General features: G+C 65.0%; 13 protein-coding genes. 2 read left to right on the forward strand and 11 right to left on the reverse strand.

The features are described 5' to 3' along the window. Nucleotides 1–78: 78 nt before the first annotated feature. Nucleotides 79–3,393, forward strand: a complete 3,315-nt coding sequence (rne, locus tag OCX61_RS19925) for a ribonuclease E (RefSeq protein ID WP_261941046.1) — start codon at nucleotides 79–81, stop codon at nucleotides 3,391–3,393. Between the two features lie 188 nt (nucleotides 3,394–3,581). Here rne and murB read toward each other — a convergent pair whose 3' ends face one another. The 8 genes from murB to OCX61_RS19965 form a co-directional block, all read right to left on the reverse strand. Then, entirely contained in the window at nucleotides 3,582–4,601 is a 1,020-nt protein-coding gene (gene murB / locus OCX61_RS19930) for a UDP-N-acetylmuramate dehydrogenase (protein ID WP_261941047.1), read from the reverse strand. Continuing rightward, entirely contained in the window at nucleotides 4,598–5,062 is a 465-nt protein-coding gene (locus tag OCX61_RS19935; RefSeq protein WP_261941048.1) for a low molecular weight protein-tyrosine-phosphatase, read from the reverse strand. Before OCX61_RS19935 ends, murB begins: the two co-directional genes overlap by 4 nt. Further along, nucleotides 5,062–5,826, reverse strand: coding sequence for a 3-deoxy-manno-octulosonate cytidylyltransferase (gene kdsB, locus OCX61_RS19940; RefSeq protein WP_261941049.1), 765 nt, complete (start codon nucleotides 5,824–5,826; stop codon nucleotides 5,062–5,064). The genes OCX61_RS19935 and kdsB overlap by 1 nt, the downstream gene beginning before the upstream one ends. Next, a complete protein-coding gene (locus OCX61_RS19945) occupies nucleotides 5,823–6,008 on the reverse strand; it encodes a Trm112 family protein (RefSeq protein WP_003247142.1) in 186 nt (61 codons plus the stop codon). The genes kdsB and OCX61_RS19945 overlap by 4 nt, the downstream gene beginning before the upstream one ends. Nucleotides 6,009–6,051: 43 nt before the next feature. Beyond that, nucleotides 6,052–7,053, reverse strand: coding sequence for a tetraacyldisaccharide 4'-kinase (gene lpxK / locus OCX61_RS19950; protein ID WP_261941050.1), 1,002 nt, complete (start codon nucleotides 7,051–7,053; stop codon nucleotides 6,052–6,054). Continuing rightward, entirely contained in the window at nucleotides 7,053–7,487 is a 435-nt protein-coding gene (pocB, locus tag OCX61_RS19955; protein ID WP_085675533.1) for a flagellar polar localization protein PocB, read from the reverse strand. The genes lpxK and pocB overlap by 1 nt, the downstream gene beginning before the upstream one ends. Beyond that, entirely contained in the window at nucleotides 7,484–8,119 is a 636-nt protein-coding gene (gene pocA / locus OCX61_RS19960; protein WP_016391244.1) for a flagellar polar localization protein PocA, read from the reverse strand. The genes pocB and pocA overlap by 4 nt, the downstream gene beginning before the upstream one ends. A gap of 393 nt (nucleotides 8,120–8,512) precedes the next feature. Continuing rightward, nucleotides 8,513–10,720 (reverse strand): DNA internalization-related competence protein ComEC/Rec2, encoded by a 2,208-nt coding sequence (locus OCX61_RS19965; protein WP_261941051.1) that lies wholly within the window; start codon nucleotides 10,718–10,720, stop codon nucleotides 8,513–8,515. A 142-nt stretch (nucleotides 10,721–10,862) separates the two neighbouring features. On the opposite strand from OCX61_RS19965, the gene OCX61_RS19970 reads away from it, so the two are divergent. Beyond that, nucleotides 10,863–11,489, forward strand: a complete 627-nt coding sequence (locus tag OCX61_RS19970; protein ID WP_261941052.1) for a DUF2062 domain-containing protein — start codon at nucleotides 10,863–10,865, stop codon at nucleotides 11,487–11,489. Here the strand turns inward: OCX61_RS19970 and OCX61_RS19975 are convergent. The 3 genes from OCX61_RS19975 to OCX61_RS19985 form a co-directional block, all read right to left on the reverse strand. Next, complete coding sequence (locus OCX61_RS19975) at nucleotides 11,373–12,152, reverse strand: ABC transporter permease (RefSeq protein WP_085675531.1); 780 nt, start codon at nucleotides 12,150–12,152, stop codon at nucleotides 11,373–11,375. The two genes, OCX61_RS19970 and OCX61_RS19975, sit on opposite strands and share 117 nt — an antisense overlap. Further along, nucleotides 12,149–13,081 (reverse strand): ABC transporter ATP-binding protein, encoded by a 933-nt coding sequence (locus OCX61_RS19980; protein ID WP_261941053.1) that lies wholly within the window; start codon nucleotides 13,079–13,081, stop codon nucleotides 12,149–12,151. Before OCX61_RS19980 ends, OCX61_RS19975 begins: the two co-directional genes overlap by 4 nt. A 133-nt stretch (nucleotides 13,082–13,214) precedes the next feature. Continuing rightward, the gene (locus tag OCX61_RS19985; protein ID WP_261941054.1) at nucleotides 13,215–13,838 is read right to left on the reverse strand and encodes a glutathione S-transferase; all 624 of its coding nucleotides are present in this window, start codon (nucleotides 13,836–13,838) and stop codon (nucleotides 13,215–13,217) included. Nucleotides 13,839–14,066: the final 228 nt, after the last annotated feature.

Consider the following 14,066-nt stretch of genomic DNA (forward strand, 5'->3'; position numbering starts at 1 on the left):
TGCGCACCTTGGCACCGACCATGAGAAGTCGTGTGTGCCGAACGCCGTTTCCGGCAGCCCGGAAACCGACGGTACAACATGAAAAGAATGCTGATTAACGCAACTCAGCCCGAAGAGTTGCGTGTAGCCCTGGTGGACGGCCAACGTCTCTACGACCTGGACATCGAGTCCGGCGCGCGTGAGCAGAAAAAGGCCAACATCTACAAAGGCAAGATCACCCGCATCGAACCGAGCCTCGAAGCCGCCTTCGTCGACTTCGGCTCCGAACGTCACGGCTTCCTGCCGCTGAAAGAAATCTCCCGCGAATACTTCAAGAAAGCCCCTGAAGGCCGGGTCAACATCAAGGAAGTCCTGAGCGAAGGCCAGGAAGTCATCGTTCAGGTCGAGAAGGAAGAGCGCGGCAACAAAGGCGCCGCCCTGACCACCTTCATCAGCCTGGCTGGCCGCTACCTGGTGCTGATGCCCAACAACCCGCGTGCCGGTGGCATCTCCCGCCGCATCGAAGGCGAAGAGCGCAACGAGCTGCGTGAAGCCCTGAACGGCCTGACCGTGCCGGGCGACATGGGCCTGATCGTGCGCACTGCCGGCCTGGGCCGCAGCAGCGAAGAAATGCAGTGGGACCTCGACTACCTGCTGCAGCTGTGGACCGCCATCAAGGAAGCGTCCCTGGACCGCGCCGCGCCATTCCTGATCTACCAGGAAAGCAACGTCATCATCCGCGCCATCCGCGACTACCTGCGCCAGGACATCGGCGAAGTGCTGATCGACAGCATCGATGCCCAGGAAGAAGCCCTGACCTTCATCCGCCAGGTAATGCCGCAGTACGCCAGCAAGGTCAAGCTGTACGAAGACAGCGTACCGCTGTTCAACCGCTTCCAGATCGAAAGCCAGATCGAGACCGCCTTCCAGCGCGTGGTCGACCTGCCGTCCGGTGGCTCGATCGTGATCGACCCGACCGAAGCCCTGGTCTCCATCGACATCAACTCGGCGCGCGCCACCAAGGGCAGCGACATCGAGGAAACCGCCCTGCAGACCAACCTGGAAGCGGCCGAGGAAATCGCCCGCCAGCTGCGCCTGCGTGACATCGGCGGCTTGATCGTCATCGACTTCATCGACATGACCCCGGCGAAGAACCAGCGCGCTGTAGAAGAGCGCGTGCGTGAATGCCTGGAAGCCGACCGCGCCCGTGTCCAGGTCGGCCGCATCTCGCGCTTCGGCCTGCTGGAAATGTCCCGTCAGCGTCTGCGCCCGTCGCTTGGCGAAAGCAGCGGCATCGTCTGCCCACGCTGCTCCGGCACCGGCATCATCCGTGACGTCGAATCGTTGTCGCTGGCCATCCTGCGCCTGATCGAAGAAGAAGCCCTGAAAGACCGTACTGCCGAAGTACGCGCCCAGGTGCCGATCCCGGTCGCCGCATTCCTGCTCAACGAGAAACGCAACTCGATCACCAAGATCGAACTGCGCACTCGCGCACGCATCATCATTCTGCCGAACGACCACCTGGAAACCCCGCACTTCGAAGTCCAGCGTCTGCGCGACGACAACCCGGAAGTGCTGAACAACCAGTCCAGCTACGAAATCGCCGCCGCCGAAGCCGAAGAAGCGCCGCAGCCGACCGCCACCCGCACCCTGGTTCGCCAGGAAGCGGCGGTGAAGACCGCCCCGGCCCGCGCCAACGCCCCGGTACCGAGCGCCGCCGAAGAGCAGCCTCAGCCAGCCGCACCGGTAGCCCCGGCGCCGAGCGCACCTGAGCCAAGCCTGTTCAAGGGCCTGGTGAAGTCGCTGGTCAGCCTGTTCGCCGGCAAGGAAGAGCCCGCCGCAGCGCCAGTGGTCACTGCCACCGAAAAGCCGGCCGCCGAGCGCAGCCCACGCAACGAAGAACGCCGCAACGGCCGCCAGCAGAGCCGCAACCGCAACGGCCGCCGCGATGAAGAGCGCAAGCCGCGCGAAGAGCGTGCCGAGCGTGCCCCGCGTGAAGAGCGTCAACCGCGCGAAGAACGTGCACCTCGTGAGGAACGTGCTCCACGCGAAGAACGCGCACCTCGTGAAGAGCGCGCCCCACGTGAAGAACGTGCACCACGCCAGCCACGCGAAGACCGCCGCGGCAACCGCGGTGAAGAGCGCGTACGTGAACTGCGTGAGCCCCTCGACGCCACGCCGGCAGAGCGCGAAGAACGCCAGCCACGTGAAGAACGTGTAGCCCGTGAAGAGCGCGCCCCACGTGAAGAACGTGCACCTCGCGAAGAACGCGCCCCACGTGAAGAACGTGCACCTCGCGAAGAACGCGCCCCACGTGAAGAGCGCGCCCCACGTGAAGAGCGCGCACCTCGCGAAGAACGCGCCCCACGTGAAGAGCGTGCACCTCGCGAAGAACGCGCTCCACGTGAAGAGCGTGCACCTCGCGAAGAACGCCAGCCTCGCCCGCCACGTGAAGAGCGCCAGCCGCGCCCGGCCGAACAGGCTGCCGAGCAGGCTGCCGAACTCGCCGAAGAGCAACTGCCGAACGAAGAGCTGCTGCAGGACGAGCAGGAAGGTACCGATGACGAGCGTCCGCGTCGTCGCTCCCGTGGCCAGCGTCGCCGCAGCAACCGTCGTGAGCGTCAGCGCAATGCCAATGGCGAGCTGATCGAAGGTGGCGATGAAGAAGGCAGCGAAGAGCAGCCGCAGCAGCACCAGGCCACCGAGCTTGGCGCCGAGCTGGCCGCCGGCCTGGCCGTCACTGCCGCTGTCGCCAGCAGCCAGATCAGCGCCGATGCCGAGGCTCAAGCCAACCAGCAGGCCGAACGCGCCAGCGCCGCAGCCGTAACCACCGAAACCAGCGAAGTCGCCCAGCCGACCGAGCAGGTTGAAGTGGCCGCTCAAGCCGAGGAAGCTGTCATCGCCCCAGTGGTCGAACAGCCCGTCAGCGAGCCGGTTGTCGTGGTCGAAGCCAGCGCCGAGCCAGTGGTCGACCTCGCACCGCAGCCGGTAGTTGAAGAAGCCCCTGCCGCCGAGCCGGTCGTGGCTGCCGAAGCAGCGGTCGAGGCCCCTGCTGTCGAAACCAAGGCGGTCGAAGCCCCAGCAGTCGAGAGCGGTGAAGCCGAGAAGGCGCAGGTTGTGGCTGAAGAAGCACCGGTTGCCGAGCAGCCAGTTGCTGTCGTCGAAGCCCAGCCAGAAGTGGCGGCTGAACCCGTCGCTGCCGAAGCTGCCCCGGCGGTTGTCGCACCGGCCCCGGTAGAAACACCGGCAACCGTCGAAGCCGCTACTGTCATGCTGCCAAACGGCCGCGCGCCGAACGACCCACGTGAAGTGCGTCGCCGCAAGCGTGAAGCCGAGGCCGCTGCCAAGGCTGCCCAGGAAGCTGCCGAGCCCGTGCTGGAAACCGCCGATGAGCACAAGCCTCATCACGGTTGATAGCCAAGGCTGAATGAAAAAGCCCCGCCAGTGCGAACTGGCGGGGCTTTTTCTTGGCTATCTGTTTTTACCTGTACCGGCCTCTTCGCGGGCAAGCCCGCTCCCACAATCACCCCACTTGGTTCAGGCCTTGTGATAGCCCTGTGGGAGCGGGCTTGCCCGCGAAGAGGCCGGTACAGGCAAAGCAATCAGTACAGATTGGGCTCCATCTCCAGCTCAACCCCAAACCGCTCCAGGATATCCGCCTGGATCCGCTGTGCGAGTGCATGCAACTGCGCCCCGCTCGCCTGGCCATGATTGACCAGCACCAGCGACTGCAACCGGTGCACACCGGCATCGCCCTCGCGATAGCCCTTCCAGCCCGCCTGCTCGATCAGCCAGCCCGCTGCCAGCTTCACCTGGCCATCCGCCTGCGGATACGCCACCACGCCCGGATACTGGCTACGAATGCGTTCGACCAACTCAGCCGCCACCACCGGGTTCTTGAAGAAGCTCCCGGCATTGCCCAGCTCGGCCGGGTCCGGCAATTTTTCACGACGAATGCTGCATATGGCGTCACTGATCGCCTGCGCGGTCGGTTGCTCGACGCCCTGCTCCGCCAGGCGCTGACGCACCGGTCCATAATCCAGATGTGCCTGCAGTGCATGGCTCAGAGCAAAGCGCACCCGCAGGATCAACCAACGCCCGGGGTTGCGCTTGAACAGGCTGTCACGGTAACCGAAGGCGCATTCCTCCAGGTTGAAATCGCGCAACTCCCCGGTCTCCCGGTCCAGTGCGGTCAGCCCGGCAAACACATCCTTGATCTCGACACCATAGGCGCCGACGTTCTGCATCGGCGCAGCGCCAACGGTGCCAGGGATCAGGCTAAGGTTCTCCAGGCCACAATAGCCTTGCGCCAACGACCATTGCACGAACGGATGCCAGGGCTCGCCGGCTTGCGCCTCGACCACCACCCGCTCACCGTCATCACTCAGTACGCGCCGGCCGCGGCTGGCCATGTGCAACACCAGTGCATCGATATCGCGGGTCAGCAGCAGGTTGCTGCCACCCCCTATCACCTGCACCCGCAACTCACGCTGGCGCGCCTGGGCCAACGCCTCGCGCACCTCGTCATCGTTGTGCGCCTGGGTGAAATACCGGGCTTTCACGTCGATGCCGAAGGTGTTGTAGGGCTTCAGCGAAACCTGTTCCTGCCAAACCGCCGTCATAGCCGCCCCTTGATTTCCACGACCAGCTCGCGGCACGCCGCCTCGATCAGGTCCAGCACCTGCTCGAAGCCCTCGGCACCGCCATAGTAAGGGTCCGGTACCTCGTCCAGGGCTGCGCCGTAGCGGCGCAGGAACAGGTCAAGTTCGCCAGCGGCGTTGTGCGGGCGCATGGCGCGCAAATGGCCGAGATTGCTCTCATCCATGGCCAGAATCAGGTCGTACTCGGCGAAATGCGCCGGCTTGACCTGCTGGGCACGCTGGCGTGACAAGTCATAACCACGCGCCAGCGCGGCCTTGCAGGTGCGGCTGTCAGGAGCCTTGCCGACATGCCAGTCTCCGGTACCGGCAGACGCCACATGCACCTGCTCAGCCAGGCCGGCCACCTGCAACTGATGGCGCAACACGCCTTCGGCGGTGGGCGAGCGGCAGATATTGCCGAGGCAGACGAACAGGACGCGCATCAGGCCTCCAGCAAGCGCCGGACGCGCTCCAGGTCTTCAGGGGTATCGACACCCACGGCCGGCGCCTCGATGGCGTCCTCGACGTGGATACGCACGCCATGCCACAGCGCACGCAGCTGTTCCAGGGCCTCGGTCTGCTCGAGCCAGCATGGGCCCCAGCCGACGAAGTCCTGCAGGAAGCCGACACGGTAAGCGTACATGCCGATGTGGCGGCGATACGGCACACCTGCCGGCAGCACATCGCGGTCCTTGGCAAAGGCATCACGGGCCCACGGCAGCGGTGCACGGCTGAAGCTCAGGGCCAGGCCGTTCTTGTCGCTGACCACCTTGACCGCATTGGGGTTGAACACGGTTTCCGGCTCATGGATCGGCTCGGCCAGGGTGGCGATGCCGGCTTCCGGGTGGGCGGCCAGGTTGGCCGCCACCTGGTCGATGATCACCGGCGGGATCAGCGGCTCGTCACCCTGCACGTTGACCACGATGGCATCGGCCGGCAGGCCGAGCTGCGCGGCCACTTCCGCCAGGCGGTCGGTGCCCGATTCATGGTCGGCGCGGGTCATCAGCACTTCGGCGCCAAAGGCCTGGCAGGCTTCGAGGATGCTGGTGTCATCGGTGGCGATGACCACCCGGCTGGCGCCGCTCTTGCGCGCCTGCTCCCAGACGTGCTGGACCATCGGCTTGCCGGCGATCAACAACAAGGGCTTGCCCGGCAGGCGCGTGGAGCGCAGCCGGGCGGGAATGACCACGGTGTAGTTCACGCTCATTTGTCCAGACGCTCGTCGTCGGTCAGGGTGCGCGCCTCGCTTTCCAGCATCACCGGGATGCCGTCACGAATCGGGTAAGCCAGGCCTGCGCCCTTGCTGATCAGCTCGGTCTTGTCGGCACTGAGCTTGAGCGGGCCCTTGGTGATCGGGCAGGCCAGGATATCGAGCAGTTTGGTGTCCATGGAAGCGTCCTTGAGGCCGGATGGCCGAAAAGTGAATAGAGGCTCAGGGCTTGCGCAGCAGGCGCTGCAACTGGCTGTCGAACCAGGCGCTGAAGGCCGGCGTGGGCCGGGCCTCGACCGCCAGGTACCACCAGTCGTCGGCGGCGAACGCCCGGCATTTCACCGCATCCTTCTCGGTCATGACCAGCGGTAGCGCCGGGCTGAACGCCAGGCTTTCGGCGCTGAACTGCGCATGGTCGGCAAAGGGATGCGGCACCGGCTGCCAGTTTAGCCCCAGCAGGGTATTGAAGAAACGTTGCGGGTTACCGATGCCGGCTACCGCGTGCAGGCGCTGGCCCGCAGGGAAGAAGTCGAGTTCGCGGCGCTCGCCGCTGCGCAGGTTGACTAGGGCAGAGGGTTGCAGGCAAAAGCCAAAACCGTCCGCGCGGTCGCCATCGGCACCGTTGAACAATACGGCATCCGCCTCTTGCAGGCGCTCGCGGGGCTCGCGCAGTGGGCCGGCCGGCAGGCAGCGGCCATTGCCCAGACCGCGGGCGGCGTCGATCAGTACCAGTTCGAGGTCACGGGCCAGGCGGTAGTGCTGCATACCGTCATCGCAGAGGATCAGGTCCAGCGGTTCGCTGGCCAGCAGCGCCTGCACCGCGCCGGAACGGTCAGGGTCGATCATCAGCGGCACACCGGTGCGCTGGACGATCAGCAGGGGTTCATCACCGGCCTGCTCGGCTGGCTGGCTCGCCTCCACCCGCCACGGGTAGTGTGGCGGCTTGGCACCGTAGCCACGGCTGACCACGCCGACCTTGAGGCCCTGGCGGCGGCAATGCTCGATCAGCCAGAGAATCATCGGCGTCTTGCCGGTGCCGCCCACGGTGATGTTGCCCACCACGATGACCGGCACCGGCGCCCGGTAGCTGGCGCTTTCACCGCTGAGGAAACGCGCGCGCTTGCGCAGCACCACACGCCGATACAGCGCTTCGAGCGGGCGCAGCAGCGCCAGGGCCGGGTGGCCGGCGTACCAGGCGGCGAGCAAGCGGTCGGCGAGCGCCATCAAGGTGTCCCCTGGGCTGCCTCGACGGTGGTCATGCGCAGGTGGCTGAAACCGAGCTTGCCGGCAGCATCCATTGCGGTGATCACGGCCTGGTGCGGGGTCTTGCCGTCGGCGCTGATGGCTAGCGGCAGCTTGTTGTCACCGCCAGACTCTCGTTCGATGGCCTCGGTCAGGGTCGCCAGGTCGCTCTTGGGCAGCAGGTGGTTGTTCACCGAATACACGCCATCGGCGCTGATGGTCACTTCCACCAGCTTGCCCTGATCGGCCGGTGCCTGCTCGGCGCTGGCCGCTTCGGGCAGCTCGACACGCAACTGGGTCTCGCGGGTGAAGGTGGTGGTGACCACGAAGAACAGCAGCAGGACGAACACCACATCGATCAGCGATGCGAGGTTGATGTCGACGTTCTCCCGCTGGCGATTGCGCCGAAACTTCACGCCTTGCCTCCGGCCACTTCCACTTCGCGGTCGCCCTGGATCACTTCCACCAGCTTGATCGCCTCCTGCTCCATGCCCACCACCAGCTCATCGATGCGGCGCAGCAGGAAGCGGTGGAAGAACACCGCCGGGATACCGACCATCAGGCCGGCCGCCGTGGTGACCAGGGCCTTGGAGATACCGCCGGCCAGCACGGCGGCGTTGGCGGTCATCTGCGAGCCCATGAAGGCGCTGAAGATGTCGATCATGCCCAGTACGGTGCCCAGCAGGCCCAGCAGCGGCGCCATGGCAGCGATGGTGCCGAGGGTGCTGATGTAGCGTTCGAGTTCGTGGATGACGCGCGAGGCGGCTTCCTCGATGCACTCTTTCATGATCTCGCGGCCATGGCGCGAGTTGGCCAGGCCCGCCGCGAGGATTTCGCCCAGCGGCGAGTCGGCGCGCAGGGCCTTGAGCTTGTCACTGGTGAGTTGCTTGTCCTTGATCCACATCCACACCTGGCCCAGCAGGTGCGGCGGGGTAACGCGGCTGGCGCGCAGGGTCCACAGGCGCTCGACGACGATAGCCATGGCGGCGATGGAACTCAGAATGATCGGCAGCATCATCCAACCACCGGACTTGACCAATTCCCACACAGTAAGCGCCCCTCTGGAAAAAGGCCGCCACTCTAACATACGCGCGCGGGGGGCTCATCTGCCGAAGGTCAGGGAAATATGCATCAGGGCTGTTGTGATCGCCATGACAGATGCAGCGCCTGTCAGACCGAGCGCCGCCCGCGCGGCGCATCGCGAGCTGCGCTCGCTCCTACGTTTGTTTCTGGCCAGTAACGCCTGTGACAGGCGCGCGCGACCGCCTTGTTGGTACGACACGATATCGCGCCGTGCGGCAAGGCGTCCGCGCGAAAATCCCCCAGGAATGATTGGCCCGAAACAAGCGTAGGAGCGAGCGCAGCTCGCGATGCGCCGCGCGGGCGGCGCTCGATCTCACAGACGCTGAATTTTTTGAGGCAAGCACCTGTCAGCCCCTCCTCACTTCCCCCGCCAGAACCTCCGCTGCCGCCCCACACTTTCGACGCTCCCATGCCCGCCCATCACCAACCGCAATGCCCCCTCCACTGCCGTGTCATACACCACCACCCCATGCCGCCGATAACGCTCGACCACCTGCGCATGCGGGTGCCCGAAGCTGTTGTTGCGCCCCCGCGAAATCAGCACCCCGCGCGGTATCGTGGCGCGGATAAAGGCCTCGGTGGAAGAACTACGGCTGCCATGGTGGGGCGCCTGCAGCCAGTCGATGCGAGGCACTTCGGTGTCCGCCAGCCAAGCCCGCTCGGCGCCAGCCTCCATGTCCCCCGCCAGCAGCAAACGCTCGCCCCGCGCTTCGACCATCAGTACACAAGAGCGATCATTGCTGCTTTGCCCGTCCTCCCAGCGCCAAAGCGAAAAATGCACGCCATCCCACGTCCATCGCTCGCCACTGCTGCAAGGCTGCAACTGAACGCCACTCAACGCTTCACCGCCAATCACCCGGCCGACCGGCAAACCGCGCAGGATGGCCGCAGCGCCGCCCGCATGGTCGGCATGGGCATGGCTGATCAGCATCAGGTCCAGGCGGCCCACCCCAAGCTTGCGCAGGGTCGGCAGCACCACCCGTTCGCCCAGGTCGGTTTCGCCCTTGGCCGGCCCGGCGTCGAACAGCAGGGTGTGATGCCGTGTGCGCAAGAGCATCGCCAAGCCTTGGCCAACATCCAGCTGCCAGACCTCGACCTGCCCAAGCGGTAGCGTATCCCGTGGCACCCAAAGGGCCAGCAGCATGACCCCGCCAAGGCCGCGCAGCGGCACACCACGGGGCAGCAACAGCAGCAGCGCGCCGGCACACACCAGCAACCAGGCCACCACCGGCAGTGCCGGCGGTATCCATGCCGGCCGCCACCCCGCCAGCAAGGCAAGCAGCCGGAACAGGATATCCAGCAAGCCACCCGCGACCCACAGCAACCCCTCACCAACGCCTGCCAGCGGTAACAACAACGTTCCGAGCAATGCCAGTGGCAACACCGCCAGGCTGACCCAGGGTACCGCCAGCAAATTCGCCACAGGCGCACTCAGGCTGACCGGCAACCCCGTGACCAACAGCACCGGCAACAGGCCGACGGCGATCACCCATTGGGCCCGCGTCCATGCCTGCCAGGGTCGCCAACCGCCAAGTCGTGCAGCAAAGCTGTAGATGAGGATCGCCACCGCCGCGAACGACAGCCAGAAACCGGGGAGCAACGCTGCCAGGGGTTCGGCCAGCAACACCAGGTTCAACGCCAGCAGCAGCGGGAACATCGCCCCCAGTTGGCGAAAGCGCAGGCGCCACAGCAGCACCACCGCCAGCATCAGGCAGGCACGCTGCACCGGCACACCCGCACCGGCCAGCCAACCGTAGGCCAGCGCCGCCGCCAGTGCCAGGCTGCATGCCCAAGGCAACCATGGCCACCGTCGCGGCCAAAGCCCACTGCGCGCCAAACCTGCGACCAAGGCATACAACAAGCCCGCGACGAGGCCGATGTGTTGCCCGGAAATCACCAGCAAATGCACCGTGCCGGTCGCCTGCAATACCTGCCACTGTTCACGGGCCAAGCCCGCGCCGTCGCCGAGCACCAACGCCACCAGTGCAGCTTCCTGGCCAAAGGCATCGGCCTGCAGCAGGCGTTCGCGCAGCGCATCCCGCCACCCTCGCGCCTGCGCCTGCAGTACCTGGCCCGCCTTTACCGTGCCAGTGGCACCGATGCGCCGGGCCAGCAGCTGAGCCTCGCGATCCGGGCCATGGGGGTTCAGCAACCCGGCCGGGCGCTGCAAGGTGACGGCCACGCGCCAATGCTCGCCCGCATGGATGACCGGGCCATCGAACCAACTCAACTGCAGACGCTGCGGCAGCTCGGCTCGACGCGAATGCGGCTGCTCCAGCTCGAAGCGCACGCCCTGTGCGGTACGCGCCGGCAACCCGACGACCCGGCCCTCCAGCCATAAAGTGCGACCATCCAGCTGCGCGCTCAGGCGATCATCCAGCGCCTGCTGGGCCGACCAGCAGGCCCAGCAAAGCCCCAGCAGAAAACAGCCCAGCGGCCACAACCGTGAGCAGGCGCAGACGCCGCCGACCAGCACCAGCAGTAGCAGCCAGCCGACCGACGGCAAAACGGGGAGAACGCCCAGGCACAAAAGCCCGAGCGCGAGCGCGAACATCCCTGTGCGCATGAGGTAGAGCTCCAGAAGCACAATCGCTTACTGAGGCATAGACGAAAAGCTGGCGCTGCCCGCTCAACAATTGTCACAAACTCTAAACGAGGCTGAACGCGAATCGAGGCATACTGACCCGATCAACGCTCCGGGAGCCTACATGCCGCGCCGACTTTTCAAACGCTACATGCCGGACCCGACCAGCATTCGGGAACACAAGTCCTTACGCTTTTTCGGCAAGCTGCTGCACGACCCGAACCTCTGGCACCTCAACCGCCACTCGGTGGCGCGGGCCATGGGCGTGGGCCTGTTCGCGGCGTTGATCCCCATCCCCATGCAGATGCTGCTGGCCGCGGCGCTGGCGATCCCGGTGCGCGGCAACCTGCCGATCGCCGTCAGCCTGGTGTGGTTGACCAACCCGCTGACCATGCCGCCGGTGTTCTTCGTCACCTACATGACCGGCGCCTGGCTGATGCAGATTCCGCCACGTACCTTGCCCGACGAACTGACCTTCGAGTGGATCACCGACCAGCTGGCCACGCTGTGGCAGCCGTTTCTGCTGGGTTCGGTGGTGTGCGGGGTGGTGCTGGGCATCGCGGCCTACTTCACCACCCTGCTGTACTGGCGCTGGTGGATTGGCCGGCAGTGGCGCCGGCGCAAGCAACGGGCGTCAGGCGCGCATGCCGCGGCCGCTGACCAGCAGGCGCACGCACAGCACATAGAGCACCGCGGTGGCCACCAGCATGAAGGTGATCGCCGTGCCAATACTGATGTCCGACACCCCTAGGATGCCGTAGCGGAACGAATTGACCATGTGCAGCACCGGGTTGGCCAGCGACACGGTCTGCCAGAACGGCGGCAGCAGGTTGATCGAGTAGAACACCCCGCCCAGGTAGGTCAGCGGCGTCAGCACGAAGGTCGGAATGATCGAGATATCGTCGAAGTTGCGTGCGAACACCGCGTTGACGAAGCCCAGCAGCGAGAAGATGGTAGCCGTCAGCAGTACCACGACCACGGTCACGCCCAGGTGATGCACTTGCAGGTCGGTGAAGAACATCGACAGGATGGTCACGATCACCCCCACCGCCAGGCCACGCAGCACGCCACCCAGCACATAGCCGACGAGGATGGTGTGTGGCGACACCGGTGACACCATCAGCTCTTCGATCGAACGCTGGAACTTGCTGCCGAAGAAGCTCGACACCACGTTGCCATAGGAGTTGGTGATCACCGACATCATGATCAGCCCCGGCACGATGTACTGCATGTAGGTGAAACCACCCATGTCGCCGATCTGCCGGCCGATCAGGTTACCGAAGATGACGAAGTACAGGACCATGGTGATCGCCGGCGGCAGCAGGGTCTGCGGCCAGATGCGCAAAAAGCGCCGCACTTCGCGGTAGACGATGGTCTGCAGGGCGACCCAGTTGGTGCGCAGTTCCACACTCATACGGCCACCTTCGACAGGTTTTTTTCCACCAGGGACACGAACAGCTCCTCGAGTCGGTTGGTCTTGTTGCGCAGGCTCTGCACTTCGATGTTCTGCAGCGCCAGCTGGCCGAACAGCGCAGTGATGCCGATGTCCTTCTCCACCTGCACTTCCAGGGTGTGCGGGGTCAGCAACCGGCACGGGTAGCCTTGCAGCACCGGCGCCGAAGTCAGGTCCTGCTTGAGGTCGAGGACGAAGGTCTCGACATGCAGCTTGCCCAGCAGCTGGCGCATGCTGGTGTTCTCGACGATGGTGCCATGGTCGATGATGCCGATGTTACGGCACAGCTGCTCGGCTTCTTCCAGGTAGTGGGTGGTGAGGATGATGGTGATGCCCTTCTGGTTGAGCTCGGTGAGGAAGCTCCACATCGAGCGACGCAGCTCGATGTCCACCCCAGCAGTGGGTTCGTCGAGGATCAGCAAGCGCGGTTCATGGATCAACGCACGGGCGATCATCAAGCGGCGCTTCATGCCACCGGACAACGACCGCGAAGGCACGTCACGCTTGTCCCACAGGCCCAGCTGGGTCAGGTACTGCTCGGCGCGTTCCTTGGCCACCTTGGCCGGGATGCCGTAATAGCCCGCCTGGGTCACGACGATGTCGAAACACTTCTCGAACTGGTTGAAGTTGAACTCCTGCGGCACCACACCCAGGCAGCGCTTGAGCGCCGAAGGTTCACGGTCAAGGTCATGGCCGAACACATTGACCGTGCCACTGGTCTTGTTCACCAGGGTCGAGAGGATGCCGATGGTGGTGGACTTGCCGGCGCCGTTGGGGCCGAGCAAGGCGAAGAAGTCGCCTTCGGCGACGTCCAGGTCGATGCCCTTGAGGGCCTGGAAGCCGTTGCCGTAGGTCTTGGTCAGCTGTCGGATGGACAGGGCGGAACTCATAGCGGGTCACTTACCGAAGAAAAAGGTGCAGGACACGCCAGGGCAGATCACTGGCGCAGTGAGTGCGGCCATGGTGCAAGGCCAGGCCGCACAAGTACAGTCACATGTATTGATAATGACTATCGAAGCAAGGTCAGGTCAGCGCAGTCATCACTGCTGCCTGGTAGGCCGGGCGAGCCTTGAGGCGCTCGTACCAGGCCTCCAGATGACGCATGGCCGGGCGCTCGATGGGCATTTCGAACCAGGCGTAGACGAAGCTACCCAGTGGGATGTCGCCCATGCCGATCTGGTCACCGGACAGGTACGGCTGTTTGGCCAGGGTTTCGTCAGCAATGGCCAGCAACTGGGCGCACTGCTTGTGCGCGGCATTGATCGCCACCCAGTCGCGCTGGTCTTCCGCGGTGCGCAAAAGCCCCCAGAACAGCGGGCGGAACGGGCCGGCGAACGACGAGGTGGTCCAGTCCATCCACTTGTCGGCCAGGGCGCGTTGGCGCGGGTCTTCCAGGTACCAGCCCTGCTCAGTACCGTATTCGGCGCACAGGTAGCGGACGATGGTGTTGGATTCCCACAGGGTCAGGTCGCCGTCTTCGAGCATGGGCACCAGGCCGTTGGGGTTACGGGCGCGGTAGTGCGGCTCGTTGACCACGCCGAAGGCGCCCCCGGCGTCGATGGATTCGAAGTCCAGGCCCAGCTCGTGGGCGATCCACAGCGCCTTGCGTACATTGCTCGAGTTTTTGCGGCCCCAGATCTTCAGCATGACAACGTCCTTATGAATGCGCAGGAGGCACAGTCTACTCCAGAGTTTTATCGCCTGTACCGGCCTCTTCGCGGGTAAACCCGCTCCCACAAGGATCGCACCAGACCTCAGAGAGATGCAGAACCTGTGGGAGCGGGTTCACCCGCGAAGAGGCCGGTACAGGCAAACATCGCACTGAAACTCCCACCGCCACACCCTGTCACTGTTCTGACCCTGCCGTTCACAGCG

This window comes from Pseudomonas sp. LRP2-20 (genome assembly GCF_024349685.1).
GTDB lineage: Bacteria > Pseudomonadota > Gammaproteobacteria > Pseudomonadales > Pseudomonadaceae > Aquipseudomonas.

Coding starts and splice junctions, on each gene's coding strand:
- rne (WP_261941046.1), top strand. CDS start 79: ATGAAAAGAATGCTGATTAACGCAACTCAGCCCGAAGAGTTGCGTGTA.
- murB (WP_261941047.1), bottom strand. CDS start 4,601: ATGACGGCGGTTTGGCAGGAACAGGTTTCGCTGAAGCCCTACAACACC.
- OCX61_RS19935 (WP_261941048.1), bottom strand. CDS start 5,062: ATGCGCGTCCTGTTCGTCTGCCTCGGCAATATCTGCCGCTCGCCCACC.
- kdsB (WP_261941049.1), bottom strand. CDS start 5,826: ATGAGCGTGAACTACACCGTGGTCATTCCCGCCCGGCTGCGCTCCACG.
- OCX61_RS19945 (WP_003247142.1), bottom strand. CDS start 6,008: ATGGACACCAAACTGCTCGATATCCTGGCCTGCCCGATCACCAAGGGC.
- lpxK (WP_261941050.1), bottom strand. CDS start 7,053: ATGGCGCTCGCCGACCGCTTGCTCGCCGCCTGGTACGCCGGCCACCCG.
- OCX61_RS19965 (WP_261941051.1), bottom strand. CDS start 10,720: ATGCGCACAGGGATGTTCGCGCTCGCGCTCGGGCTTTTGTGCCTGGGC.
- OCX61_RS19970 (WP_261941052.1), top strand. CDS start 10,863: ATGCCGCGCCGACTTTTCAAACGCTACATGCCGGACCCGACCAGCATT.
- OCX61_RS19975 (WP_085675531.1), bottom strand. CDS start 12,152: ATGAGTGTGGAACTGCGCACCAACTGGGTCGCCCTGCAGACCATCGTC.
- OCX61_RS19980 (WP_261941053.1), bottom strand. CDS start 13,081: ATGAGTTCCGCCCTGTCCATCCGACAGCTGACCAAGACCTACGGCAAC.
- OCX61_RS19985 (WP_261941054.1), bottom strand. CDS start 13,838: ATGCTGAAGATCTGGGGCCGCAAAAACTCGAGCAATGTACGCAAGGCG.